Annotated in this window: 25 protein-coding genes and 1 pseudogene; 16 read left to right on the forward strand and 10 right to left on the reverse strand. The window is 73.3% G+C overall.

Annotated elements, in window-relative coordinates; translation table 11 throughout:
• The first annotated feature begins 4 nt into the window (after positions 1-4).
• The 3 genes from KUM32_RS21245 to KUM32_RS21255 all read left to right on the forward strand — a co-directional run bounded on the left by KUM32_RS21245 (position 5) and on the right by KUM32_RS21255 (position 2,116).
• A complete protein-coding gene (locus tag KUM32_RS21245; protein ID WP_374227538.1) occupies positions 5-244 on the forward strand; it encodes a hypothetical protein in 240 nt (79 codons plus the stop codon).
• Complete coding sequence (locus KUM32_RS21250; protein WP_217143506.1) at positions 241-1,197, forward strand: ABC transporter permease; 957 nt, start codon at positions 241-243, stop codon at positions 1,195-1,197. The genes KUM32_RS21245 and KUM32_RS21250 overlap by 4 nt, the downstream gene beginning before the upstream one ends.
• Before the next feature lie 118 nt (positions 1,198-1,315).
• On the forward strand, positions 1,316-2,116 hold the full coding sequence (locus KUM32_RS21255; RefSeq protein WP_217143507.1) for a class I SAM-dependent methyltransferase: 801 nt from the start codon (positions 1,316-1,318) through the stop codon (positions 2,114-2,116).
• 44 nt (positions 2,117-2,160) lie between these two features.
• Here KUM32_RS21255 and KUM32_RS21260 read toward each other — a convergent pair whose 3' ends face one another.
• Positions 2,161-2,466 (reverse strand): hypothetical protein, encoded by a 306-nt coding sequence (locus KUM32_RS21260; RefSeq protein ID WP_217143508.1) that lies wholly within the window; start codon positions 2,464-2,466, stop codon positions 2,161-2,163.
• A 286-nt stretch (positions 2,467-2,752) separates the two neighbouring features.
• Here KUM32_RS21260 and KUM32_RS21265 point away from each other — a divergent pair, with 286 nt between their 5' ends.
• Positions 2,753-4,414: an alkaline phosphatase gene (locus KUM32_RS21265; RefSeq protein ID WP_217143509.1), complete on the forward strand. Its 1,662-nt coding sequence runs from the start codon at positions 2,753-2,755 to the stop codon at positions 4,412-4,414.
• Positions 4,415-4,662: 248 nt separating this feature from the next.
• Positions 4,663-6,039 (forward strand): alpha-lytic protease prodomain-containing protein, encoded by a 1,377-nt coding sequence (locus KUM32_RS21270; protein WP_217143510.1) that lies wholly within the window; start codon positions 4,663-4,665, stop codon positions 6,037-6,039.
• 112 nt (positions 6,040-6,151) lie between these two features.
• Here the strand turns inward: KUM32_RS21270 and KUM32_RS21275 are convergent, their stop codons facing one another.
• The 3 genes from KUM32_RS21275 to KUM32_RS21285 all read right to left on the reverse strand — a co-directional run bounded on the left by KUM32_RS21275 (position 6,152) and on the right by KUM32_RS21285 (position 8,869).
• Positions 6,152-6,787: a bifunctional 2-polyprenyl-6-hydroxyphenol methylase/3-demethylubiquinol 3-O-methyltransferase UbiG gene (locus KUM32_RS21275; protein ID WP_217143511.1), complete on the reverse strand. Its 636-nt coding sequence runs from the start codon at positions 6,785-6,787 to the stop codon at positions 6,152-6,154.
• 631 nt (positions 6,788-7,418) lie between these two features.
• Positions 7,419-8,303 (reverse strand): cytochrome c oxidase assembly protein, encoded by an 885-nt coding sequence (locus KUM32_RS21280; RefSeq protein WP_217143512.1) that lies wholly within the window; start codon positions 8,301-8,303, stop codon positions 7,419-7,421.
• Positions 8,303-8,869: a DUF2243 domain-containing protein gene (locus tag KUM32_RS21285; protein ID WP_217143513.1), complete on the reverse strand. Its 567-nt coding sequence runs from the start codon at positions 8,867-8,869 to the stop codon at positions 8,303-8,305. Before KUM32_RS21285 ends, KUM32_RS21280 begins: the two co-directional genes overlap by 1 nt.
• Positions 8,870-9,082: 213 nt before the next feature.
• Here KUM32_RS21285 and KUM32_RS21290 point away from each other — a divergent pair, with 213 nt between their 5' ends.
• Both KUM32_RS21290 and KUM32_RS21295 read left to right on the forward strand, forming a co-directional pair.
• Positions 9,083-9,496 carry a pyridoxamine 5'-phosphate oxidase family protein gene (locus KUM32_RS21290; RefSeq protein ID WP_217143514.1) on the forward strand — a complete coding sequence of 138 codons (414 nt, stop codon included), beginning with the start codon at positions 9,083-9,085 and terminating at the stop codon, positions 9,494-9,496.
• Between the two features lie 126 nt (positions 9,497-9,622).
• Positions 9,623-10,048 (forward strand): hypothetical protein, encoded by a 426-nt coding sequence (locus KUM32_RS21295; protein WP_217143515.1) that lies wholly within the window; start codon positions 9,623-9,625, stop codon positions 10,046-10,048.
• Between the two features lie 161 nt (positions 10,049-10,209).
• On the opposite strand, the gene KUM32_RS21300 is transcribed toward KUM32_RS21295, so the two are convergent.
• On the reverse strand, positions 10,210-11,205 hold the full coding sequence (locus tag KUM32_RS21300) for a pirin family protein (protein WP_217143516.1): 996 nt from the start codon (positions 11,203-11,205) through the stop codon (positions 10,210-10,212).
• 97 nt (positions 11,206-11,302) lie between these two features.
• Here KUM32_RS21300 and KUM32_RS21305 point away from each other — a divergent pair, with 97 nt between their 5' ends.
• Complete coding sequence (locus tag KUM32_RS21305; RefSeq protein ID WP_217143517.1) at positions 11,303-11,776, forward strand: carboxymuconolactone decarboxylase family protein; 474 nt, start codon at positions 11,303-11,305, stop codon at positions 11,774-11,776.
• Positions 11,777-11,960: 184 nt separating this feature from the next.
• Here KUM32_RS21305 and KUM32_RS21310 read toward each other — a convergent pair whose 3' ends face one another.
• The 3 genes from KUM32_RS21310 to KUM32_RS21320 form a co-directional block, all read right to left on the reverse strand.
• Positions 11,961-12,539: a Dps family protein gene (locus KUM32_RS21310; protein ID WP_217143518.1), complete on the reverse strand. Its 579-nt coding sequence runs from the start codon at positions 12,537-12,539 to the stop codon at positions 11,961-11,963.
• Between the two features lie 270 nt (positions 12,540-12,809).
• Positions 12,810-13,529: an alpha/beta fold hydrolase gene (locus tag KUM32_RS21315; RefSeq protein ID WP_217143519.1), complete on the reverse strand. Its 720-nt coding sequence runs from the start codon at positions 13,527-13,529 to the stop codon at positions 12,810-12,812.
• Between the two features lie 37 nt (positions 13,530-13,566).
• Complete coding sequence (locus KUM32_RS21320) at positions 13,567-14,538, reverse strand: alpha/beta hydrolase (RefSeq protein WP_217143520.1); 972 nt, start codon at positions 14,536-14,538, stop codon at positions 13,567-13,569.
• 347 nt (positions 14,539-14,885) lie between these two features.
• On the opposite strand from KUM32_RS21320, the gene KUM32_RS21325 reads away from it, so the two are divergent.
• The 5 genes from KUM32_RS21325 to KUM32_RS21345 all read left to right on the forward strand — a co-directional run bounded on the left by KUM32_RS21325 (position 14,886) and on the right by KUM32_RS21345 (position 20,548).
• The gene (locus tag KUM32_RS21325) at positions 14,886-16,772 is read left to right on the forward strand and encodes an amidohydrolase (protein ID WP_217143521.1); all 1,887 of its coding nucleotides are present in this window, start codon (positions 14,886-14,888) and stop codon (positions 16,770-16,772) included.
• A 132-nt stretch (positions 16,773-16,904) separates the two neighbouring features.
• Positions 16,905-17,567: a hydrolase gene (locus KUM32_RS21330; RefSeq protein ID WP_217143522.1), complete on the forward strand. Its 663-nt coding sequence runs from the start codon at positions 16,905-16,907 to the stop codon at positions 17,565-17,567.
• Between the two features lie 50 nt (positions 17,568-17,617).
• Positions 17,618-18,154, forward strand: a complete 537-nt coding sequence (locus tag KUM32_RS21335) for a DoxX family protein (protein ID WP_217143523.1) — start codon at positions 17,618-17,620, stop codon at positions 18,152-18,154.
• The gene (locus KUM32_RS21340; protein WP_217143524.1) at positions 18,135-18,872 is read left to right on the forward strand and encodes a YoaK family protein; all 738 of its coding nucleotides are present in this window, start codon (positions 18,135-18,137) and stop codon (positions 18,870-18,872) included. Before KUM32_RS21335 ends, KUM32_RS21340 begins: the two co-directional genes overlap by 20 nt.
• Positions 18,869-20,548 carry an MFS transporter gene (locus KUM32_RS21345; protein ID WP_217143525.1) on the forward strand — a complete coding sequence of 560 codons (1,680 nt, stop codon included), beginning with the start codon at positions 18,869-18,871 and terminating at the stop codon, positions 20,546-20,548. Before KUM32_RS21340 ends, KUM32_RS21345 begins: the two co-directional genes overlap by 4 nt.
• A 178-nt stretch (positions 20,549-20,726) precedes the next feature.
• Here KUM32_RS21345 and KUM32_RS45000 read toward each other — a convergent pair.
• Positions 20,727-20,907 (reverse strand): annotated as a pseudogene (locus tag KUM32_RS45000) (5,10-methylene tetrahydromethanopterin reductase); the annotation flags it as partial.
• A gap of 171 nt (positions 20,908-21,078) precedes the next feature.
• On the opposite strand from KUM32_RS45000, the gene KUM32_RS21350 reads away from it, so the two are divergent.
• Positions 21,079-21,426: a tetratricopeptide repeat protein gene (locus tag KUM32_RS21350; protein WP_217143526.1), complete on the forward strand. Its 348-nt coding sequence runs from the start codon at positions 21,079-21,081 to the stop codon at positions 21,424-21,426.
• A gap of 182 nt (positions 21,427-21,608) precedes the next feature.
• On the forward strand, positions 21,609-22,265 hold the full coding sequence (locus KUM32_RS21355; protein ID WP_217143527.1) for a peptide deformylase: 657 nt from the start codon (positions 21,609-21,611) through the stop codon (positions 22,263-22,265).
• Positions 22,266-22,454: 189 nt separating this feature from the next.
• Here KUM32_RS21355 and KUM32_RS21360 read toward each other — a convergent pair whose 3' ends face one another.
• The gene (locus KUM32_RS21360) at positions 22,455-23,900 is read right to left on the reverse strand and encodes an NAD(P)/FAD-dependent oxidoreductase (RefSeq protein WP_217143528.1); all 1,446 of its coding nucleotides are present in this window, start codon (positions 23,898-23,900) and stop codon (positions 22,455-22,457) included.
• A gap of 122 nt (positions 23,901-24,022) precedes the next feature.
• Here KUM32_RS21360 and trxA point away from each other — a divergent pair, with 122 nt between their 5' ends.
• Positions 24,023-24,421, forward strand: a complete 399-nt coding sequence (trxA, locus tag KUM32_RS21365; protein WP_217143529.1) for a thioredoxin — start codon at positions 24,023-24,025, stop codon at positions 24,419-24,421.
• Positions 24,422-24,434: the final 13 nt, after the last annotated feature.

The following is a 24,434-nucleotide window of genomic DNA, read 5'->3' on the forward strand; positions in this document are numbered from 1 at the left end:
CACCGTGGTCACCGGACATGTCGACGAGGCGCCCGCGCTGCGGGAGCACACCGTGGTGCACCGCCGGACGCACGGGCGGCAGTTCACCGCCCTGGTCCGGCCGCGGGGACCGCTCGGCGGGACGTGGCACGTCGAGCGGCCCGGCCTGGAGGAGATCCTGCTGGGGCACCTCCGGCCCGGCGCCGACGGCCCGGCGCGGGACGCGGCCGGGAACACGGCCGGGAACACGAGGGAGGCGGCGTGAAGGGCTCGTTGTGGCTGGCCTGGCGCCAGCAGCGGGTACTGGTCGTCTGCGGCGCCGTGGTCCTCGTGGCCGCCACCGCACTCGCCGCGTACTTCCGTGCGGGCATGGTCGACGCCCTGCACAGCGGTCTGTTCGACCACTGCGACCCCGGGCCGCTGTACTGCAGCCGGCCCGGGGACGGGATGCCCCAGTTCCTGGACGTCGAGCCGCTCAAGCTGCTCGGCGCGCTGAACATCGCCCTGCCCACCCTGATCGGGATGTTCTGGGGCGCGCCGCTGCTGGGCCGCGACCGGGAACTGGGCACCCACCGGATGGTCCTGGCGCAGGGGGTGAGCCGGGCCCAGTGGTTCGCCTCCCGCTTCGCCCTCGCCGCCGTGGGCACCGTGGTGCTCTCCGGGACCCTGGCCCTGCTGTTCCGGTGGTGGTGGGAGCCCGCGGTCAACCGCAGCTACGGCGTCTTCTGGTACGAGGCCACCGCGCTCACCGGCTCCGGCCCCGCCACCGTCGCCGCCGCGCTCTGCGGACTGACCGTGGGCACCCTCGCCGGGCTGCTGACCCGCCGGGTACTGTCCGCCACGGCATGGACGCTGGTGATCACGTCGATGGTGACCGTCCTGGTGCAGTGGACGCACCGATCCCGCCTCCTGGTCCCCCCGCACCGGTACGTCAGCGACGGGTGGCGGCCCAAGCCGCCCATGGGCGACAAGTGGTCCACCGGGCACGACGGCCTGGTCACCGACTCCGGGGGCCGGACGGGCGTCCCGGACTGCCCCCAGCCGTCCGGCCGTGAGCTGAAGGAGTGCATGGCCCAGCACGGCTACGTCGCCCGCTTCTACGAGGCGAACCCGGCCGGCGACTACTGGACGTTCCAGTGGATCGACACGGCCCTCCTCGGCGGCCTGGCCCTGATACTCACCGTCGTCACGGTCCTCCTGCTGCGCCGCCGGGTCTGACACCCCGTCGCCGCGCCGTCCGCCGTCCCACCGCACCGTCCCCACCACACCGTTCCCGCCACACCGTCCCCGCCACACCGTTCCCGTTGCCCTCACCCCGTACGGAGGCCTATCCGTCATGCCCAAGGACGCCAAGTCCCCCAAGAAACTGCGCAGCAACCGCGCCGCGCTCACCCACAAGGTCGGATACGCGCTGCGCCACCCCGAGCGCGTCGGCCCCTATGTCCGCCGGGCCGGCCGCGACGCGTGGCTGCGGCTCAAGCACCCGGACCACGTCGGCTACTACCGGGCCGTCATGGCCTCCGACACCCGCCGCAACCCGGAGGCCGCGGTCGGCAGTCGGACCCACGACCGCTGGCTCGCGCTCGGACAGATGCAGTTCGACTACCTGATCGAACACGGGCTGCGCCCGGAGCACCACATGCTCGACATCGGGTGCGGCAACCTGCGCGGCGGCTGGCGCTTCATCGACCACCTCGACACCGGCCACTACTACGGCATCGACATCTCACCGGACATCCTGATCGCCGCCAAGAAGACCCTGACCGAACGCGGGCTCCAGGCCAAGCTGCCCCACCTGACCATCACCGGGGACCTCACCCTGGAGTTCCTGCCCGACGACCACTTCGACGTCGTCCACGCGCACAGCGTCTTCTCGCACTCACCGCTGAACGTCATCGAGGAGTGCCTCGCGCACGTCGGCCGTGTCCTGACCGACACCGGGTTCTTCGACTTCACCTTCGACCGCACGGAAGGCACCGAACACCAGGTGCTCCGCGAGGACTTCTACTACCGCACCGACACCCTGCTCGCGCTGGCCCGCAGGCACGGTCTGCACGCGCGGTTCATGGAGGACTGGGAGCGGCGACCGCACGGCCAGTCCAAGATCCGCGTCAGTCGCTCGCCGCTGCCCTCGTAGACACCGCGCGGTACCCCCCCCGGGGCCGGACCCCCCGTCCGGCCCTACGGCCGCGGGTCGACGTGCCGCCGGCCCGGCTTGGCGCCCGCACCCCGGCGGCCGGCCGCGGCGGCGCAGCGGGGGCAGACCCGGCGGACGGCGTCGGCCGCGCCGCCGGACTCGGGCAGCACGTCGCTCCAGGTCACCGCGGGGAACCGGGACAGCTGCGACCGGTGCAGGGACAGACCGCACACGGTCTGGTTCATGCCCTGCTCCCAGGCGTGCACCTCACCGGCCGGCAGCCAGCGGTTGTCCTCCTCGTCCCACCAGCGGCCGGAGGCCGCCACGTCGTAACGCCGTGTCCTGGCCATCGGATCCGCCCGCCACCTTCCTCTGCCGCGTGTCCGTCCCCCGCCCGGGTGCCCCGGGCGGAAGGCGCCCACACAGGTGTACCGCCTCCTGTGTGATCACTGGGCACGTCCTGCCGGTTCCGGGCGTTCCGTCTGCCTAGCATGCGGGGTCCGCGCACCGCGCACACCGGGCCGGCCCGACGCGAGCACCCGTGCCGGCGTGCGTGGCCGGGCGACCGCCAGGCCTCATCCGGCCCCCTGTGCCGCTCGCCCACGGACCGCCCCGCTCCGTACGAGAGGACACCAGATGGCGCCCACGGGCCGTCACGGCCGACTGGCCGAGCACGCCTTCTCCCCGCACGACGCCGTGATGGGCGCCGCCGCCCGGCACCTTCGCCGCCGGCGATTCCTCACCGTCGCCGCGGCCGCCGCCGCACTCGCCTTCTCCACCAACCTGCCGGCCCGCGGCGCGGTCGCCGCTCCCCTGCGGACGGCCCGGATCAGCAGCGATCCGTTCACCCTCGGTGTCGCCTCCGGCGACCCGCTGCCGGACTCGGTGCTGCTGTGGACCCGGCTGGCGCCCGAGCCGTTCCTCGAGGACGGCGGGATGGGCACGGAGCGGGTCACGGTCGAGTGGGAGATGGCCCTGGACGAGTTCTTCGCGACCGTCCTGTTCCGCGGCACCGCCGAGGCACACGCCGAGTACGCCCACAGCGTGCACGTCGACGTCCGGGGACTGACGCCGGGCACGGTGTACTACTACCGCTTCCGGGCCGGCGCCTGGCTCAGCCCGACGGGCCGCACCCGCACCGCGCCGGCCCCGGACAGCGCCACGTCCACGCTGAGACTGGCGGCCGTCGCCTGCCAGGCCTACCAGGACGGCTACTACACCGTGCACCGGCACCTCGCTCAGGACGACGTCGACGTGGTCTTCCACCTCGGCGACTACCTGTACGAGTACGCGGTGAACGCGGAGGGCGGGGAGCGCCACTACACCGACGTCACACTGCCGGACGTCTTCAACCGCGAGACCATGACCCTCGCGGACTACCGGCTGCGCTACGCCCTCTACAAGAGCGACGGGGACCTGCGGGCCGCCCACGCCGCGCACCCGTTCGTCGTCACCTGGGACGACCACGAGGCCGAGAACAACTACGCCGGCGGCATCCCCGAGAACGCCATCCCGCCCGAGGAGTTCCTGCTGCGCCGGGCTGCCGCCTACCGCGCCTACTGGGAGCACCAGCCGCTGCGCGCCGCCCAGCTGCCCCAGGGACCCGACGCGCAGCTGTACCGCCGGCTGCACTGGGGCACGCTCGCCCAGTTCGACATCCTCGACACCCGCCAGTACCGCTCCGACCAGGCCTACGACGACCGGCCGCACGCCCCGGGACCCGAGTCGGACGACCCGGCACGCACCATCACCGGAGCGGCGCAGGAGGCGTGGCTGATCGACGGCTGGCAGAGCTCGACCGCGCTGTGGAACGTCATGCCCCAGCAGGTCTGCTTCTCCCAGCGCAGGTTCGACGTGACCGCCGACGCCCCTGTCTCGATGGACGCCTGGGACGGCTACCGCGCCTCGCGCGACCGGGTGGTCGCCGGGGCGAGGTCGGCCGGGGTCGACAACTGGCTGATCCTGACCGGCGACGTCCACGTGGGCTACGCCCTCGACGTCAAGGAGGACTTCGACGACCCGGCGTCCGCCACCGTCGGCACGGAGGTCACCTGCACGTCGGTGGCGAGCGGCCGGGACGGCGTGGAACAGCCCGCCAACTGGGACCTGTACCTGCGGGCCAACCCGCACATGAAGTTCTACAACGGCAAGCGCGGCTACGTCCGGGCCGAACTCGGCCGTCAGGCGGCCCGCCTGGACTTCCTGACCGTCTCCGCCATCAGCACGCCCGGCGCGCCCGTCACCACGGCCGGGTCCTTCGTCACCGAGGCCGGCGCGCCGGGGCTCAAGCCCGTCTGAGGCGCGGGCCCGGCGTGCGCGGGCGCGTCCGCGTACTGCACTTGGCACCCATGGCGTCCCCCATACCGCGTAAGACGCCCGGCCGCGACATCGCCGGGGAACTTTCCGGCAATGCCTATGACTTGGCCGCACTCGCGGCGTCACCGTCACCCACGTCACTCACCACACCGACGGCACATACGCCACCTGAGTCATCGTCACCCACTGATCGCCGCTGTCTCGCACAGCACTCGAAGGAGGCACATCGCATGGTCGGCAGACATGCCGCACGCAGCCGCCGCGCAGCCCTGACCGCGCTCGGCGCCCTGGTCCTGACCGCGTTTCCCCCGGCCGCGTCGGCCGCACCGGAGCCGGTGCCGGGGCCGGGGCCCACCGCCGCCCAGACGCTCGGCGCCGACACACCGTCGGCGCAGGTGCTGCACGCGATGCAACGCGACCTGAAACTGACGCCGGACCAGGCGGCGACCCGCCTGGTCAACGAGGCCGAGGCGGGCACCCGCGCGGGCCGGCTGCGCAACATGCTGGGCGACCGCTTCGCCGGGGCCTGGGTGAGCGGCGCGACCTCCGCCGAGCTGACCGTCGCCACCACCGACGCCGCGGACACCTCCGCCATCGAGGCGCAGGGCGCCAAGGCGGCGGTCGTCAGGAAGGGGCTGGGCGAACTCAGGGCGGTCAAGGAGAAGCTGGACGCCACCGCCGTCCGCATGCGGCCCGCCGAGACGCCGGTCTGGTACGTCGACGTGAAGGCCAACCGGGTCATGGTCCAGGCCACCGGCGAGGCGGCCGCGGCGGACTTCATCAAGACCGCCGGGGTCGACGGCCAGGACGTGGGCGTCCGGGTGTCGGCGGACCGGCCGCGCCTGCTGAAGGACCTCGTCGGCGGCGACGCCTACTACATCGACGGCCGGTCCCGCTGCTCCGTCGGGTTCTCCGTGACCAAGGGCGAGCAGCAGGGCTTCGCCACGGCCGGTCACTGCGGCGAGCCGGGAGACGAGACCACCGGGTTCGACCAGAGCGACCAGGGCACCTTCCAGGCCTCCACCTTCCCCGGCAAGGACATGGCCTGGGTCGGTGTCAACGCCGACTGGAGCGCCACCCCGGACGTCAGGGCGCAGGACGACCAGCGGGTGCAGATGGCCGGCTCGGTGGAGGCCCTCGTGGGCGCGTCGGTCTGCCGTTCCGGCTCCACCACCGGGTGGCACTGCGGCACCGTCCGGCAGCACGACACGAGCGTCCGGTACCCCGAGGGCACCGTCGACGGGCTGACCGAGACGACGGTGTGCGCGGAAGCCGGCGACTCCGGGGGCCCCTTCGTCGCGGGTGCCCAGGCCCAGGGCACCACCTCCGGCGGCTCCGGTGACTGCACCGACGGCGGAACCACCTTCTACCAGCCGATCAACCCGCTGCTCAGCGACTTCGGCCTCACCCTGACGACCACCTCCGCGTCGGAGGGAACGCCCGCGTCCCAGGACAACGCGGCGGCGGACGCGTGGGCCGCGGGCCGTGTCTACGAGGTCGGGGCCACGGTGACCCACGCGGGCCTGCGGTACCGGTGCCTGCAGAGCCACCAGGCGCAGAACGTGTGGTCGCCCGAGAACACGCCGGCCCTCTGGCAGCGCGTCTGACGGGCCGGCCGGCGCGGGGCCGTCACCGGACGCGGCCCCGCGCCGGTCTCGCCCCGGCGGCAGGAGGCCGCTCCGGTCCGGCGCGTACGCGCCGTGGCGGGTACCGGCGGGCTCAGGCCCGCCGCAGCCGCCACACGTTGTCCTCGCGGAAACCTCCGACACCCTCGGGTGAGGCACTCGGCCTGCGGACCGTCTCCTTGGTCTCGACGGTCCACTCGCCGTCGGGCAGGGCGAGTTCGGCCAGCACCCCGTCCAGGGTGGGGAAGACGGCCTCGAAGGGCGGTTCGGTCTGCCACGACGGCCAGCCGGCGTGCAGGACGACCAGCAGGGTGCCGCCGTCCGCGACGGCGTGCGCGGCGCCGCGCAGGACCGCCTGCTGGTCGAGCGCGACCGGGGACTGCAGGTAGTGGGCGCTGACCAGGTCGTAGGAGCCCTCGGGGAACGTCCGGCCCAGCTCGTGGCGTTCCCAGGTGACGCGGTCGCCGACCCCGGCCTCGGCGGCGTGCCCGGCGGCGCGGTCGAGCGCCGTGCCCGAGATGTCCACGCCGGTGACCCGCCAGCCGCGCGAGGCCAGCCACACGGCGTCCGCCCCCTCACCGCAGCCCAGGTCCAGCGCGGTGCCGGGGACGAGGTCGCTCGCCTCCCGGACCAGCAGCTCGTTGGGGCGGCCGCTCCAGACGCGACCGGTGTCGCGGTAACGGGATTCCCAGAACTCCGCGGCGGGAGCCGGCGCCGGCATGTCGGTCATGGTGCCTCCTGAAGGGCGTACGGGGTCGTCTGCTCGGCGGGGCGCCCGATGTCCGCGCCCCGCCTGCAGGCTGCACCCGTCGGCGCCGCGACGACAAATGCGTTTGCCGATACGGCAAATACGGCACGCCGACGCACCGGACGGGCGGCCCGGCCGGCGCTCCCGTCCTCCCGGGGCCGGGGCGTCGTCGGCTCACATGCTCCGCACCTCGGCGCTCGCGTCCCGGCCGCCGGCCCCGGCTCTCCTCGCCCTCCCGGCCCACGGACGGTGCGGACACGGCCTCCCGGCGCACCGGGTGGCACACGTCGACCCGGCCCACCCCTCCCCTTTCGCCCCGTTTGCCCGATGGTCACGTCATCTTCACCCGGCGACGGCCCATCAACGGCACCGGCCCGGGCACCCGCAAGGGCGTCATCCACAGCGGAGGGGGACCTGCGGCGTGGTTACCGTTGCCGTCCTACTGCTCCCCGGACTGGGGCTGCTTCTGTTCGCCATGACGTGCCTGGAGGACCGGCTCTTCGACGCACCGCGGCCGGCCCGGCACGCCAGGCCCCGGCACCTGCGTCTCCTCCCTGGCGGCCGAGCCGGGGCCACGCCGGGCCGCCGCGGCCCGGACCCCGCCGGACACCGCTCACCCGACCGGGACGCCGCCTGATGCCGGGCCCGGCGGCAACGGGTCACGGGCCGCCGCACGGCCTCGGCGTTCGGGCCGCCAGGTGGCCACCAGGGCCGCGGCGAGCAGCAGCTCGGCGACGTCCCCGGCGTAGTACATGATCTCCGCTCCCTGCCGGACCCGGTCGACGGGCGCGTGGATGTGGACGAAGATCCCGCCGTACATCGCCTGGGCGATCAGCGCGTGGGCGGCGACGGCGAGGCCGAGGTACACCAGCCGGGCCGGTACGCCGGGCCGCGCGGGTGCCGGATCGGGTCCGGCGACGGCGTGGGCGAAGAGGACCCCGGAGGCCAGGAAGTGGGCGTTCATCAGCCAGTGCCCCGCGGGGTGGGCCGTCGCCGTGTCGTACAGCGGGGTGAAGTACAGCAGCCCCAGGGTGCCGGTGCTCAGCGCGAGCGCCACGGCGGGTCGGGTGAGGAGCCGCGCGGGAGGGCTGTGCAGCAGTGCGGTCAGCCGGCGGGCGCGGGACGGCGGCAGGGCACGGAGCGCCAGCGTGACCGGCGCGGCCAGTACCAGCGCCAGCGGGGCGTACATGCCGATGAGCATGTGCTGGGCCATGTGCCCCCGGAAGTCGGTGTGCGCGGCCGGTCCCAACGGCGGCAGCAGCGCGACGGCCAGTACGGCCAGCCCGCCGAGGAACGACGCCGACCGCCGGCCGCTCCAGCCCTGCCCGGGGTTGCGGCGACGGGCCCGGCGCGCGGCGCACAGGTACCCCACGGCCGCGGCGAGCAGCAGGACCAGCACCAGCACGGTCGGCGCCGCCTCCAGCAGACCCTCGCCGCTGCCGGGACCGTCGCGGTGCCCGGGGTGGGCACCCTGGGCACCGCCGTGGCCACCGTCCATCAGGCGTGGCCTCCGGCCCGGACGGCACCGCGGGGGGCGTCGGGGTCGACGGGCCGTCCACCGCGCTGGAGCAGGTGCCCGCCGACCAGGAACAGGGCACCGAGGAGGAGGAATCCGGCGTCCCACCATGCCTGGTGCGGGCCGCCGTGGACATGATGGATGCCCAGGATCTGGTGGTCGAGGACACCTTCGACCAGGTTGAACACGCCCCACCCGGCCAGGATCCAGCCCCACAGCACCCGTGAGGCCCACACCGCCCGGCGGTTGTACGTGACCCGGGAGTACAGCAGGGCCAGGCCGAGCAGCACGGCGATCCAGCACACCGCGTGGAAGATGCCGTCCCACACGGTGTTCATCTCCAGCCCGGAGACGGTGTTCGGGTTGTAGTACTTCACGCCGATGCGGTCGCGGTTGGTGCTGGTGAGCATGTGGTGCCACTGGAGGAGCTGGTGGAGCAGGATGCCGTCGACGAATCCGCCGAGTCCGATCCCGAGGAGGATGCCGGGCAGCCGGATACCGTGGGGCGCCGTCGTGGGAGCTCGGGTCTCCCCCGGCGTGGTGGCCATCGTCCGTACTCCGTTCCGTCGGTGGTGCGCGCCGGTCTTCGGGACACGGTTTCCCCCCGGGCGGGCCGGTGTCACCCACCGGCCGGAACCTTCCACCGTTTCCCGTCGCCACCGCGTGCACGCCCGCTGTCCGCGCACGCGGTGGCGACGGCTACTGTTCCCTCGCCGGTCGGTTCCCTCCGGGAACGCCCCCAGCTCACGCAAGGAGATCCGATGGACACCGGGACACAGGACGACGCGGACGCGGAGTTCGTGAGGTTCTGGCAGGAGCGCCGGGTGTGCTTCCTGTCGACGACGCGCGCCGACGGAACCCCGCACCTGGTCCCCGTCGGGGTGACGTACGACCACGCCACCCGCACGGCACGGGTCATCACGAGCAGGGGCACGGCGAAGGTGCGCAACGTCGAGCGGGCGGAGCGTCCCGTCGTCGCCGTGAGCCAGGTCGACGGCAGGCGCTGGTCCACCCTGGAGGGCGTGGCGACCGTACGGGAGGACGCCGAGGCGGTCCGGGACGCGGAGGCCCGGTACGCGGCCCGCTACCGGCAGCCGCGGGCGAACCCGGCGAGGGTCGTCATCGAGATCAGCGTGCGGCGCTGTCTCGGCACGGTGCGCCCGGCCCACGAGTGAGCCCGGTCGGGCACCCGTACGCGGCGGGCTCCCGGTCGGCGCAATCCCCGGCCTCCCGCGCTGCGGGGGCCCGTGGCTCGGCCTAGGCTCGGGCGCGTCTGCGTGAACCGCCGCGAGGGAGCACCCATGCGTCTGCCCATCGAACCCAGGCATGTGGCACCACGACTGGCCACCGGGGCCTTCATCCTCAACTCCGGCATGGCCAAACGTGGCGTCGGCGAGCAGAGCGCCCTCCAGCTGCACGGCATGGCGACGCACGCCTATCCGTTCCTCGGCAGGCTGCGGCCCTCCACCTTCGTCCGCCTGCTCTCGGTCGGTGAGATGGCGCTGGGTGCCGCGCTCCTGCTGCCGGTCGTGCCGACGGCGGTGGCGGGGATCGGCCTGACCGCCTTCTCGGCCGGGCTGGTGGGTCTGTACCTGCGCACTCCCGGCATGCGCGAGGAGGGCAGCCTGCGTCCGACGCAGGAGGGCACCGCGCTGGCGAAGGACACGTGGATGCTCGGCATCGGGGTCGGATTCCTCGTCGACGAGGCGGCGCGCAGGGTGAGGTGACGGCGATCCCGTCCGCGTCCGCGTTCGTGACCCACGACCCGGGCCTTCTCCACCGGACCGGACTCGCCCGGAGCGCGGGCGTCTCGCCGTGGCCTCGGGAGAGGTCCTCGACGCCGACGCCCCTCCGGCTCCTCCCTACGCCCTCGTGATCCTCGTGCCTGTCATCGCGCGTCCCCGGCGGCCGGGGAGGGGTTCCTGCGCGGGGTGAGGGTGGCATTGGGGAGAGCGGGGGCCGCGAGGCGGTCGCCCGGGTAGCCCTCGACCCGCCCGAAGCGGTCCGAGGCGTTCTGCCAGGCTTCGCGGGCCCGGACGATGTCGTCGTGGGTGCGGCCGATGAAGTTCCACCACATGACGATCTCCTCACCGAAGGGCGGTCCCCCCAGCAGCACCAGGCGGGCGGCGTCCGGTCCCTCGTTGGTGACGGTGAGCGCCGCGCGGCCGGGCGCGGCGTAGCCCAGTTCGGCCGGCTTCAGGACAGTGCCGTTCAGGCGGACGTCACCGGCGTCCACGAGGAGGCCGTGCTCGAACTCCGGGTCGACGTCGAGGGTGACCGCGGCCCCCGGATCCACCGACAGTTCGGCGCCGAGCAGGGGTGTGAAGGTGCGCACCGGGGAGGTGTCGCCTGCGAGCGTGCCGAGGAAGACACGGGCGCTGCCGCCGTCCAGCGGCACGGGGGCGGGGACGTGGTGCTGGAAGTCCCGGGCCGCGTCGCGGTGTTCGTCGGGCAGCGCCACCCACAGCTGTACGCCGTGCAGGACCGTCGTCCCCGGGGTGGACACCTCCGTGTGGCTGATCCCGAACCCGCCGGTCATCAGATTGAGTTCGCCGGGCCGGACGTAGGCGTGGCTGCCGAGGCTGTCGCGGTGCTCGATCTCCCCGCTGAAGAGCCAGCTGACCGTCTGCAGACCCGTGTGCGGATGCGGGGCCACGTCCATGCCGCCCGTCACGGACACGTCGTCGGGGCCGTAGTGGTCGGCGAAGCACCAGGCCCCGATCAGCGTCCGGGCGCGCTGGGGCAGGGTGCGCCGCACCGGCATCGCCCGCGGGCCGCCGAGCGGGACCTGCCGGGCGGTGAGGACCTCGACGGCGGAGGAGTCCGCGTCGTCGGCCGGGCCACCGCACTTCATTTCGGCAGGGTGCGTTTCGGTGTTGCTCACGGTTTCAGCCCTCTCCGCGACTAAATGTTCGAGTTTCAACAACTACTGGTCCGATGATATGACGGGCGGTGCATCATCGCTCGACGAAAGAGACGACATGACGGAGACGGCGGCGGTGAGACCCGCCAACCGGGTCTTCATCGACAAGCAGCACCCCGACGCCTACCGCGCGCTCACCGCGACCGCGCAGGCCGCGAAGGACGCGGCGGCCGCGGCCGGGATCGACCGGAGGCTCGTGGAACTGGTCAACCTGCGCGTGTCCCAGCTCAACGCCTGTGCCTACTGCCTCGCCCTGCACACCCGCGCCGCCCTGCGAGCGGGCGAGACCACCCTGCGGCTCGGCGTCCTCGCCGCCTGGCGCGACACCGAACTCTTCACTCCCCGGGAGCGCGCCGCCCTCGCCCTCGCCGAGGCGACCACCCAGACCGCGGCCTACGCGCAGGCCCACGCCACGCTCTCCGCCGACGAGATCTCCGCGGTGGTCTGGGTCGCGATCACCATCAACGCGTTCAACCGGGTCTCGGTCATGAGCAAACACCCCGTCCGCGAGAGCCCGGTTCCCGTGCGGTGATCCGGCCGCGTACGTCCGGGGTCCGGGCGCGCGTGCCAGCCCTCGTGGAACGGCTCACGTCCCGGACCCGCCGGCCATCCGCCCACCGACGCGGACGGCCGTGTCCGGCGACCAGAGGCGGACGGCCACCGCCGCCGCGCCGTACGCGGGTACGGGCAGCGGCGTGGGCGTCGTCGCGGTGGGGTCAGGAGCGGACGAGCGGCGTGTCCACCAGGTGCTCGGCCAGGAACCAGGACTGCAACTCGCCGGTCCTGATCACCTGCGAGACGAAGAGGTCGTTGGTGCCGTCGTCGCCCAGCTCGGCGGTGCGCGCCGCGGCGTCGTGGGCCTCGACGAGGATGGTCTCGTGGGCCTCCAGCAGCCGCGACAGCATCGCCGGGACCTCCTCCACGCCGTCCGGGGGCCGCGGGATCGACGTGATCTCCGCGACGTGCCGGGGGTCCCCCACCGCGACGCCGCCGAGCGACTGGACGCGTTCGGCGAGGGTGTCGACCAGTTCCAGCTGCTCACCGGCGTGCTTGTCCAGCACCAGGTGCAGCTGGTAGAAGGTCGCGCCGCGCATCAGCCAGTGGTGCTTCTTGTAGAGGCCGTACAGGATCTGCGTGTCCGCCAGGACCCTGTTCAGTCGCTGGCAGGAATACATCCGGGCCTCGTACGACAGGCCGAGCGGGAACTGCTTGACGGTCCCGAACTCCTGGATCACCTCGCCCTTCTGGTGCAGCCAGGGCTGGCTGCCGCTCATGTGACGGGAGCTGGTGGTCATCTTCTGCCTCCTGCGGTGACGTGCTGTGCGTCCTACCCGAGCGACGCTAGACAGCACCACGAGATCGCCTTGACCGGCAGCGCATGTGCCGGTGCCCGTCAGCGCACGGTGCCCGGCGTCCGCGCCTGTCCCCGGTGTCCTCCCGAGGGTCTTGTCCCGGTGGTCACCGCGCGACGGCGGAGCCGAGACGGCCCCGTGCGAAGGCCGCGCGGCCTCTCCCCCGGGGGAGAGGCCGCGCGGCCTTCGCGTCGGTCACCGGCTGCGGACGCGTCAGGTGGTCGCGCGCACCGCGTCGCGGATCAGTTCGGCGACTTCCTTCGGCTGGGAGACGGCGACGGCGTGTGAGGCACCGTCGATCTCGACGACCGTCGCTCCGGCCCGCTTCGCGCCGAAGCGCTCCACTTCCGGGTTGATCGCCTCGTCCGCGCCGGCCACGAGCGCCCAGGACGGCTTGGTCTTCCACGCCGCGGCCGAGGCCGTCTCCGTGAACGTCGAGGCCGCCAGGGGACGCTGCGCCGCCGCCAGGACCTGGGTGACGGCGGCCGGGACGTCGGCGGCGAAGACGGCCGGGAAGGCCTCGGCCTTGATCGTGACCTCGACCGCGGTCTGTCCGCCGTCGACCGGGTACGTCTTCTCCGTGAGGTTGCTGACCAGTGGCGAGAGCGGGAAACGCCCCTGCAGCTCACCGAGGCTCTCCCCCGCTTCGGGGATGTAGGCCGCGACGTACACCAGGCCCACGACGTTCTCCGCGGTGCCCGCCACGGAGATGACCGCGCCACCGTAGGAGTGGCCGACCAGGACGACCGGGCCGTCGATCTGAGCGGCCTGCGAGGCGATGTAGGCGGCGTCGGACGCCAGACCGCGCAGCGGGTTCGGGGGCGCCACCACGGGGATGCCGTGGTTCTGCAGCTCCGCGATGACGCCGGACCAGCTGCCGGCGTCCGCGAAGGCGCCGTGGACGAGCAGGGCGGTCGGAGTGGTGGTGACCATGTGTGCGCTCCTTGGAACGAGTGGCTCGGGCACCGCGTCAGCGGGTGTGCAGCGCGGTGCGCAGGACGGTGACGGCCTGGGTGATGGCCGCCTCGGCGGCGTGCGTCTCCCGCAGGGCGTTGAGCATGACGAAGTCGTGGATGACGCCCTGGTAGCGGACGGCGGTGACGGGCACGCCGGCCTGGCGGAGCTTGTTCGCGTAGGCCTCGCCCTCGTCGCGCAGGACGTCGGCCTCGCCGGTGATGACCAGGGCCGGGGGCAGGCCGGCGAGCTGCTCGGTGGTGGCGCGCAGCGGGGAGGCGGTGATCTGCGCCCGCTCCGCCTCGTCCGTCGTGTACTGGTCCCAGAACCACTGCATGCCGTCGCGGCGCAGGAAGTAGCCGGTCGCGAACTGGTGGTAGGAGCCGGTGTCGAAGCTCGCGTCGGTCACCGGGTAGAACAGCACCTGCTGGACCAGGGCGACATCGCCGCGCTCCTTGGCCATCAGGGTCAGGGCCGCGGTCATGTTGCCGCCGACGGAGTCACCGGCCACGGCCAGCCGCGTACCGTCCAGGCCCTGGGACGCGCCCTGGGTCACGACCCACTGGGCGACCGCGTAGTTCTGCTCGATCGCCACCGGGTAACGGGCCTCGGGGGAAAGGTCGTACTCGGGGAAGACCACGGCCGCGTTCGCGCCCACGGCGAGTTCGCGGACCAGGCGGTCGTGGGTGTGGGCGTTGCCGAAGACCCATCCGGCGCCGTGGATGTACAGGACGACCGGCAGGGAGCCCTCGGCACCGGCGGGCTTGACGACACGGGCGCGGACACTGCCCGTGGGCCCGCCCTGGACGGTGATCCACTCCTCGTCGACGGCCGGCTTGTCGATGTCGCCGGACTGCACCTCGTCCACCGCCTTGCGGCCCTCGGCCGGCGGCAGGTCGAACAGGTAGGGGGGATTGGCGGTCGCCTCGGCGAACGCGGCCGCGGCCGGCTCCAGGACGGGCTGGACCGGCTCGAAGGTGTGGGACATACGGACTCCTGTGACTCATGTGTGCGCCGGTGGTTCCGGCGCATCGGCCCGCACCGGATGCGGAGATCCGCCGGGCCGTCCACGGCCACGCTAGGACCGCGGAGACGGCGGGTGTTGTCCGCCCGCGCAGCGGCTCTGGCCTCCCCGTGCACGCCGGTACCCGCGGTGCACTGCCGGACAAGTTCCAGTGCGCTGACCAGACACCGGGCCAGGACGGTCCGGCCTAGCGTGACCGGCGAAGCAGCCGCAGCACGGTCCCCCGTGCACGTCGCCGACCTCGTACCGACTCGGGCGCGCGGCCTTCACGGAAATCCCACGCTGCACGTCCCTCAGGAGGTTGTCGAAAGGTGTCCAGCATGCCGGTCGGCGGGCTGATTCCCCGCGCCACCGACGACGCGGCGGACCTCGTCGTCCGCAATGCCAAGATCCACACCGGCGATCCCCGCCTCCCCCAGGCCGAGGCGGTCGCCATCCGCGACGGCGTCATCACCACCGTCGGCGGTGACAAGGACGTGGCCGGCCAGGTGGGGCCCGCCACCCGGGTGGTCGACGCCCTCGGCCGCAGGATGATCCCCGGCCTCAACGACGCCCACCTGCACGTGATCCGCGGCGGCCTCAACTACGTACTGGAGCTGCGCTGGGACGGTGTCCGCTCCCTGCGGCAGGGCCTGGCCATGCTGCGTGAGCAGGCGGCCCGCACACCCAAGGGCCAGTGGGTCCGGGTGGTGGGCGGCTGGTCGGCCGAGCAGTTCGCCGAGCGGCGGTTGCCCACCGTCGCCGAGCTGAACGCCGCCGCACCGGACACCCCGGTCTTCGTCCTGCACCTCTACCAGTCCGCGGTCCTCAACCGCGCGGCCCTCAAGGCGGTGGGCTACGACAAGGACACCCCCGACCCCCGAGGCGGGCAGATCATGCGGGGCCGCGACGGCGAGCCCACGGGCATGCTGCTGGCGGCCCCCAGCGCCCTGATCCTCTACTCGACGCTGGCCAAGGCGCCGGTGCTGGACGAGGAGCACCGCAAGACGTCCACCCGCCACTTCCTGCGGGAGCTGAACCGGTTCGGGCTCACCTCGGCGATCGACGCGGCGGGCGGGTTCCAGAACTTCCCCGACAACTACGAGACGGTCACGGAACTGGCCAGGGACGGCGAGCTGTCCCTGCGCATCGCCTACCACCTGTTCCCGCAGACCGCGGGGCAGGAGATCGACGACCTCACCCGCTGGATCGGCATGGTCCGGCCCGAGGACGGCGACGAGTGGCTGCGTCTCAACGGCGCCGGGGAGAACCTCACCTGGGCGGCTGCGGACTTCGAGAACTTCGCCGAGCCGCGCCCGGAGCACGCCTCCGACTACGAGGTGGAGTTCGAGAAGGCCGTGCGCCTTCTGATGGAGAACGGCTGGGGCTTCCGCCTGCACGCCACCTACGACGAGACCATCCGCCGCGACCTGGCCGTGTTCGAGAAGCTCGCCGCGGAAGGGCTCTTCCCCGGTGGCAACCGCTGGCTGTTCGACCACGCGGAGACCGTGTCGGCCGACAGCCTCGACCGCATCGTCGCCCTCGGCGGTGCCATGTCGGTGCAGAACCGGCTGTCCTTCCAGGGCGAGGCGTTCGTCCGCCGCTACGGGATCGGCGCCGCCGCCGACGCCCCGCCGATCCGCGCGATGCTCGGCCGGGGCCTGACCGTCGGTGCCGGCACCGACGCCACCCGCGTCTCCTCGTACAACCCGTGGGTCGCCCTGCACTGGCTGGTCACCGGCCGCACGGTCGGGGGCCTGACCATCCACCCGCCGCACAACCGCGTGGACCGGGAGACGGCCCTGGAGATGTTCACCACGGCCGGTGCCTCGCTCACCGGGGAGCAGGACCGCAAGGGCGTGCTGCGTCCGGGCTTCCTCGGTGATCTCACCGTGCTCTCGGAGGACTACTTCTCGGTGCCCGACGCGGAGATCCCGCACATCGAGGCCCTGCTGACGGTCGTCGGCGGCCGTGTCGTCTACGCCGCCGGCGAGTACGAGGGCATCGACGAACAGGTGCCCGCGGTGACACCCGAGTGGAGCCCGGTGGCGCACTTCGGCGGCTACCGGGCGACCCCCGTGGCGGGCGGGACGGGAGTCCGCCAGGCCGAACTGCTCGGCGAGGCCGCCGCGGAGTCGGAGCTGCACCGCCAGTGGCGCGCCCGCCGCGGCCTCGTCCCCGAGACCGACAGCCCGGTCCTCGACCCCTGCTTCTTCTGAGCCAGGCGTACGGCGACCACACCCTCCGAGCCGGGCCTGCGCATCCCCGGCCCGGCCTCCCCCCAGAACTTCTCCCCCGGATCACGGACGACCGTCCGTGATCGTCACAACCCTTCACCGAAAGGCATACCCATGGTCGACATCTCCGAGGTCACCGCTGCTCCCAGCCCCGACCTGCTGACCCCCGACAACTGCGCGGTGCTCTTCGTGGACCACCAGCCGCAGATGTTCTTCGGCACCGGCAGCGGCGACCGCACCGCCATCATCAACGCGACGGTGGGCCTGGCGAAGGCCGCCAAGGTCTTCGACGTCCCCGTCGTGCTGAGCACCGTGGCCGCCGAGTCCTTCTCCGGCCCGCTCATGCCGCAGCTGGCGGACGTCCACCCCGACCAGAAGATCATCGACCGCAGCACGATGAACGCCTGGGAGGACGTCGCCTTCGTCGAGGCCGTCAAGGCGACCGGCCGTAAGAAGCTGGTCATCGCCGGCCTGTGGACCGAGGTCTGCGTCGTCCTGCCCGCGCTGTCCGCGCTCGCCCAGGGCTACGAGGTCTACGTCGTCACCGACGCGTCCGGCGGGGTCAGCCCGCAGGCCCACGAGCACGCCGTCCAGCGCATGGTCCAGGCCGGCGTGGTGCCGGTGACCTGGGTGCAGGTGCTCCTCGAGCTCCAGCGCGACTGGGCGCGTACGGACACGTACCTCCCGGTCATGGACGTCGTGAAGGAGAACGGCGGCACCTACGGTCTCGGGGTCGTGTACGCGCAGGCCGTCATCGGCGAGCACGCCGCCGGCTGACTCTCTCTCCACGATTGACGACGGACGTCAGGAACAGGCAGACGAACGCGATGGACAGCGGACTGTTGGTGCTCCGGCTGGTGGTGGGGCTCCTCATCGCCGGGCACGGAGTGCAGAAGGTCAGTTTCCGGCTGGGGGGCAACGGGCTGGCCGGGGGAACCGAGGAGTTCCGCCGTGACGGCTTCCGCGGTGGGAGACTCACCGCCCTCGCCGCGGGCGGCAGCCAGATCGGTGCCGGCCTGTTCCTGGCGGCCGGCCTCCTCACTCCCCTGGCGGCGATGGCCGCCATGGGAGTGATGACGGTGGCCGGCACCGTCAAGTGGCACAAGGGGCTGTGGGTCCAGAACGACGGCTACGAGTACCCGCTGGTCCTCGTCACCGTCGCCGCGGCCCTCGCGCTCACCGGACCGGGCCGCTGGTCGGCCGACGACCTCCTCGGACTGGCCTCCTGGCCGCTGTGGTTCTCCCTCGTGGTGATCGTCGTCGGGCCGGTCAGCGGGCTGGTCACCCGATCGGTGCTGCGGCACGCACCCGCCGCCGGCACCACGACGGAAGGGAGGACGCGACATGCGCGGACTGCTGACTGACGCCGCCCGCACACTCGTCCCGCCGAAGGGCGACCGGCACGGGCCCCTGCCGCCGCTGATGCTGGTGCTGACGGTGGTGACCGGGCTCATCGACGCCGTGAGCTACCTGGCGCTCGGCCGGGTCTTCGTCGCCAACATGACCGGCAACGTGGTCTTCCTGGGCTTCGCCCTGGCGGGCGCACCAGGCCTGTCGGTGACCGCGTCCCTCGTCTCGATGGTGTCGTTCCTCACCGGAGCGCTGGCGGGAGGACGATACGGCACCCGGTTCGCGGCCCACCGCGGCCGGCTGCTGGGGGTGACGACGGCCGTCCAGTCCGTTCTCGTCGCCGGGACCGTGACAGCGGTCGCCCTGGCGCACGGCGAGGTGACCGGCCCGGTCCGGTACACCCTCATCGTGCTCCTCGGTATCGCCATGGGCATGCAGAACGCGGTCGCGCGTCGCCTCGGAGTCCCGGACCTGACCACGACCGTCCTGACACTCACCCTGACCGGACTGGCCGCGGACTCCTCGCCGGCCGGCGGGGCGGCCCCCCGGCCCGGCCGGCGCGTCCTCTCCGTGCTCGCCATGTTCCTCGGCGCCCTCGCGGGGGCCCTGCTCCTGCGGCACGCCGAGCTTGTGCACGTCCTGGGGCTGTCCCTGATGCTGCTCGTGGTGACATCGGTGGCCGTCCACCGCCTGTCGGCGTCCGCCCCCGCCTGGACCGGGCCCACGTCATGAGGCTCACGGACAACTCGGCCTGGGCACCGCTCGCGGCACGTGTCTTCCGCGCGCTGTGGATCGCGCAGCTGGTGTCCAACACCGGCACCTGGATGCAGACGGTCGGCGCCCAGTGGCTCCTCGTCGGACACAGCGCCGCCCTGGTGACGCTGGTACAGACGGCCTCCAGCCTGCCGGTCGTCCTGCTCGCCCTGCCGTCCGGTGTGCTGGCCGACCGCTACGACCGCCGCAAGGTGCTCCTGGCCGCCCAGTCCGCGCTGCTCGCCGTCTCCACCGTGCTGACGGTGCTCGCGTTCCAGGGCGCACTCACCCCGGGCCTCCTTCTCGCCCTCACCTTCCTGCTGGGCTGCGGCACCGCGCTGATGGGCCCGGCCTGGCAGGCGGTCCAGCCGGAACTGGTGGCACGCGAACACCTGGGGCAGGCGGCGGCGCTGGGGGCCGTGAACATGAACCTGGCCCGCGCCGTGGGCCCGGCCCTCGGCGGCGCGGTGGTCGCCGCGGCGGGCGCGGGCTGGGTCTTCGCCTTCAACGCCCTGTCCTACCTGGGCATCGCGGCCGTACTGCTGCTGTGGCGACGGCCGGTGACGGCCCGGCCCCCGGGCCCCGGCGAAGGACTTCTGGCAGCGGTGCAGGCCGGCCGCCGCTATGTGTGGCACGCGCCCGGCGTCCGCCGGGTCCTGCTGCGCACGGCCCTGTTCATCCCGGGCGGGGCCGCCCTGTGGTCGCTGCTCCCGCTCGTGGCGAGCCGTTCCCTGGGACTCGGCTCGGGCGGATACGGACTGCTGCTCGGCGTCGTGGGCGTCGGTGCGGTGAGCGGCGCCTTCGCCCTGCCCGCGATCCGCCGCGTACTCGGCGCCAGCGGCACACTCGCCGCCGGGTCCGCCCTCTTCGCGGCGGTTCTGGTGGTCCTGGCCCTGACGCACACGCCGTGGCTCGCGGCGGCCGCGCTGCTGCCTGCCGGCCTGGCCTGGATCGGCGTGCTGTCGACCCTCAACACGGCGGTCCAGCAACGGTTGCCCGGCTGGGTCAGGGCCCGGGGACTCGCCGTCTATCTCGTGGTGTTCCAGGGCGGGCAGGCGCTGACCGCGCCCCTGTGGGGTGCACTGGCCGACGGGCTGGGACTGACCGCGTCACTTCTGATCGGCTCCGGCCTGCTGGTGGGCGGCGCCCTGAGTGTCCGCCGGTGGCCCCTGCACGACACGGCCGGGATCGACCCCAGCCCCACCGACCACTGGCCCGTTCCGCCCCTGGTCTTCGAACCCGGCCCCGCCGACGGCCCGGTGCTCGTCTCGGTCACCTACCGGATCGCCCCTGAGGACTGGGCCGCCTTCACCGACCGCATGCGGCACGTGGCCCGTTCCCGGCGCCGCACGGGCGCCCTGACCTGGGGTCTCTACCAGGACGGCGGTGATCCCGGTCGCTTCGTCGAGAACTACCTCGTCGCCTCCTGGTCGGAGCACCTGGCCCAGCACCACCGCCGGCTCACGGCCACCGACCGCCGCTTCGAGGAGCAAGCCCGCCGACTGCTGGTGGACGGCACCGCGCCGGAGGTGACCCATGCCTTCGACGCGGCTGCCGGTCCCGTGGTGGCCCCGGGCGAGCAGGACGCGCACCGGACGAAGGCGACCGGGGCGCCCTGGCCGGCGCCCGCCCCGGGGCCGGACGCGGTGCGGTGACGCCACCGCGTCCGGCCTCGCGCCTCGGTACGGGCGGGGAGCCGGTTCAGTGCGGCGAGCCGCTGTTCGCACGGCACCGGCTCGGGGCTCGGCCCGGCGGGCTTCGGGACCGTGGCGAGCCGGTCGGCGAGCAGCCGGGTGGAGGACGGGACGCTCAGTCCCGCGGAGACGACGAGCTTCATCCCGCGGCCACCTCTTCCCGGGTGCTCTCGGCCTGCTTCGTGGCGAGGAGGGAGGCGTGGGTGGGGGCGTCCGGCACCGTTCTTCAGGGGCAGCCCGGCGTGGTCCATCAGGAAGAGCCGGCGCTGGTAGTCACCGGCGTAGTCGCGGAAGGCCAGGGTCTTCTCGACCACCTGCTCGGTCCCCGGCCGCAGAGCCCTGCTGACGTTCCGGAACGGCACTCTCGCACGGCGATGACGGGGTGGGGGCGGACGGCCTCGGCGAACAGGCCGGCGATCTCCGCGTGAGCACGCAAGGTGGTGGAATGTTCAACCACATGACGTGGTTGCAGTACACCGAAGGAGGCACCAGTGGAAACGACGTACTACGACCACGGAACGCCGGCGGAGCGCTGGGAGCGCGCGCGGATGTTCTTCGACGCCAAGGACTACGCCGCCGCGGCGCGTGTCCTGAGCCGGCTGGTCGGCGAGGTGCCCGAGCAGACCGGACCGCGGCTGCTGCTGGCACGCGCGTACTACCACTCGGCGCAACTGCGGCGAGCGGAGGCCGAGCTGCGCGTCCTCGTCGAGCGCGATCCGGTGGAGCACTACGCGCGGCTGATGCTGGGCCGCACCCTCGAGCGGCAGGGGCGTCAGGAGGAGGCCGACTCGCACCTGCGGATCGCCTCCGCCCTGGCGGGTGAGTTCGCCGAGGCCTGAGCGGCCGCGAGGACGCGTTGGCGAGGGGGGTGAGTGCGGTATGCGCTCACCCCCCTCGGCGTCGCCGTCGGGAAGGGGGCGGGAGCGCGCCGGATTCCCGGCCCCGGGGTGGCGCGCGGCACACGTCCGGGGGCCGGTCGGGGCCGTGTGCCGTGTGCCGTGTGCCGTGGCATGCTGGCGTGATGGGAACTCCGAGTGGCAGCGCAGCCGTTGCCGAGCGGGTCGAGGAACTGCTCGCCGTCGGCGGCCCGTTGCCGATCGTCGCGGCCGGTGATCCGGTGCTGCGGCGTCCGGCCGAGCCCTTCGACCGGCAGTTGGCGCCGGCGCTGCTGGAGCGGTTCGTCGAGGCGCTGCGCGTCACCATGCACGCGGCGCCGGGCGTGGGACTCGCCGCGCCGCAGGTCGGGGTGGGGCTCAGGATCGCGGTGATCGAGGACCCGGCACCGGTACCGGACGAGGTGCGGGTGGCCCGTGGACGGGTGCCGCAGCCGTTCCGGGTGCTGGTCAATCCGTCGTACGAGCCCGTCGGTACCGGCCGGGCCGCGTTCTTCGAGGGCTGTCTGAGCGTGCCGGGCTGGCAGGCGGTCGTGGCACGCCACGCCGAGGTGCGGCTGCTGGCGCGGGACGAGCGGGGGCGGGCGGTGGACGAGGTGTTCGCGGGGTGGCCGGCCCGGATCGTCCAGCACGAGACGGATCATCTCGACGGCACGCTGTATCTGGACCGGGCCGAGCCGCGGTCGCTGGCGTCGAACGCCGCGATGGCGGAGTGGTGGGGGCAGCCGACGCCGGAGCGGGCGGCGGCGGCCCTGGGCTTCGACCTGCCGGGCCCGGCGGTCTGACACGTCCGCCGGGCTCCGTGGGGGACAGTGCTCATCTCGCGGCTCGGGCCTTGCGGGGGGCCTCCCCCACCGGGCGCCTCCCCCGCCTCCGCCACCTCCAGGCACTTCCGGCGTCGGCGGGGCGCGCACCGCCGCCGACTGAGGCGCCGGCCGTCCGTGGGACCGGCCACAGCGGCGGTGGCGTGCCCGTCAGTTGTCCCGGTACGCCTCCAGCAGCCGCAGCCACACCTCGCTGATCGTCGGGTAGGACGGGACCGCGTGCCACAGGCGGCTGATCGGTACCTGGCCGACGACGGCGACGGTCGCGGAGTGGATCATCTCGCCGACGCCGGGACCGACGAACGTGACACCGCGGATGATTTCCGCCTCCAGGTCGACGACCATACGGGCGCGGCCCTTGTAGCCGTCGCCGTACAGACTCGCGCCGGCCACCGTCGCGAGGTCGACGTCGACGGCGCGGACGCGGTGACCGGCCTGCTCCGCCTCGGCCAGCGACAGACCGACGGAGGCCGCCTCCGGGTCGGTGAACACCACCTGGGGAACGGCGTCGTGGTCGGCGGTCGCGGCGTGCGCGCCCCAGGGGTCGGACTCCAGGACCGGCACACCGGATGCGCGGGCGGCGATGGCGGCGCCCGCGATGCGCGCCTGGTACTTGCCCTGGTGGGTGAGCAGGGCGCGGTGGTTGACGTCGCCGACGGCGTAGAGCCAGTCGTGGCCGTCCACGCGGAGGCTGTCGTCGACCGTGAGCCAGGAGCCCGGCTCCAGCCCCACGGTCTCCAGTCCGATGTCGCCGGTGCGGGGGACGCGGCCGGTGGCGAACAGGATCTCGTCGGCCTCGAAGCGGTCCCCGGTGTCGGTGACGGCGACGACGGTGCCGCCCTCCCGGGCGACGGACTCGACGGACGTGCCGGTGCGGATGTCGACACCGGCCTCGGTGAGCGCCTCGGCGACCAGTTCGCCGGCGAACGGCTCCATGCGGGCGAGCAGGCCTCCCCCGCCGCGCACCAGCATTGTCACCCGGGAGCCGAGGGCCTGCCAGGCCGTGGCCATCTCGACGGCGACGACTCCGCCGCCGACCACGAGCAGCCGCCCGGGCACGCTCTCGGCGCTGGTGGCCTCGCGGCTGGTCCAGGGGCGCACCTCGGCGAGTCCGGGCAGGCCGGGCAGGCCGGGCAGGGCGGCGGCGCTGCCGGTGCAGACGGCGACGGCGTGCCGGGCGGTCAGTATCCGGCGGGTGCCGTCGGGTGCGGCCACCTCCACCGTGCGCGGGCCGGAAAGCCGGCCCTGACCGCGGTGGAGGTCGGCCCCGATGCTCTCCACCCACCGGACCTGGCCGTCGTCCTTCCAGTGGGAGGTGTACTCGTCGCGGCGGGCGAGGACGGCCGGGGCGTCGAGGGGGTCCCGCACCAGCGGGCTCACGCCGGGCAGGCGGCGGGCGTCCGCGCGGGCGAGGACCGGTCGCAGCAGGGCCTTGCTGGGCATGCAGGCCCAGTAGGAACATTCGCCGCCGACGAGTTCGCTCTCCACGACGGCGGTGGACAGGCCGGCCGCCCGGGTGCGGTCGGCGACGTTCTCCCCCACGGGGCCCGCGCCGATCACGACGACGTCGTAGGCGATGGTTTCCGATTGCGTCATGGGCCCAGTGTGGTGGGTGGTGTGCCCCGAGGCCACATGGGTACGTGCGCGGAATACCCATCGGGCCGGCAGTGTTGTGCCGACGGCTTCGCCCCCGACCCCAGGAAGAGGGATCACACACCATGAGCAGCACCGTGGAGCTCACCAAGGAGAACTTCGACCAGACGGTCACGGACAACGAGTTCGTCCTGATCGACTTCTGGGCGTCGTGGTGCGGACCCTGCCGGCAGTTCGCCCCGGTCTACGAGAAGGCGGCCGAGGCCAACCCCGACCTGGTGTTCGGCAAGGTGGACACCGAGGCGCAGCCCGAGCTGGCGCAGGCCTTCGGCATCCAGTCGATTCCGACCCTGATGATCGTGCGGGACCAGGTGGCCGTCTTCGCGCAGCCGGGGGCACTGCCCGAGGAGGCACTGGCGGATGTCATCGGGCAGGCCCGGAAGCTGGACATGGACGAGGTCCGCAAGGCGGTCGCCGAGCAGCAGGCGCAGGGGGCGGGCCAGGCCGGGCAGGACGGCCGGTAAGGGGCGTCCGCCG

The sequence above is a fragment of the Streptomyces sp. AC627_RSS907 genome (assembly GCF_019049165.1).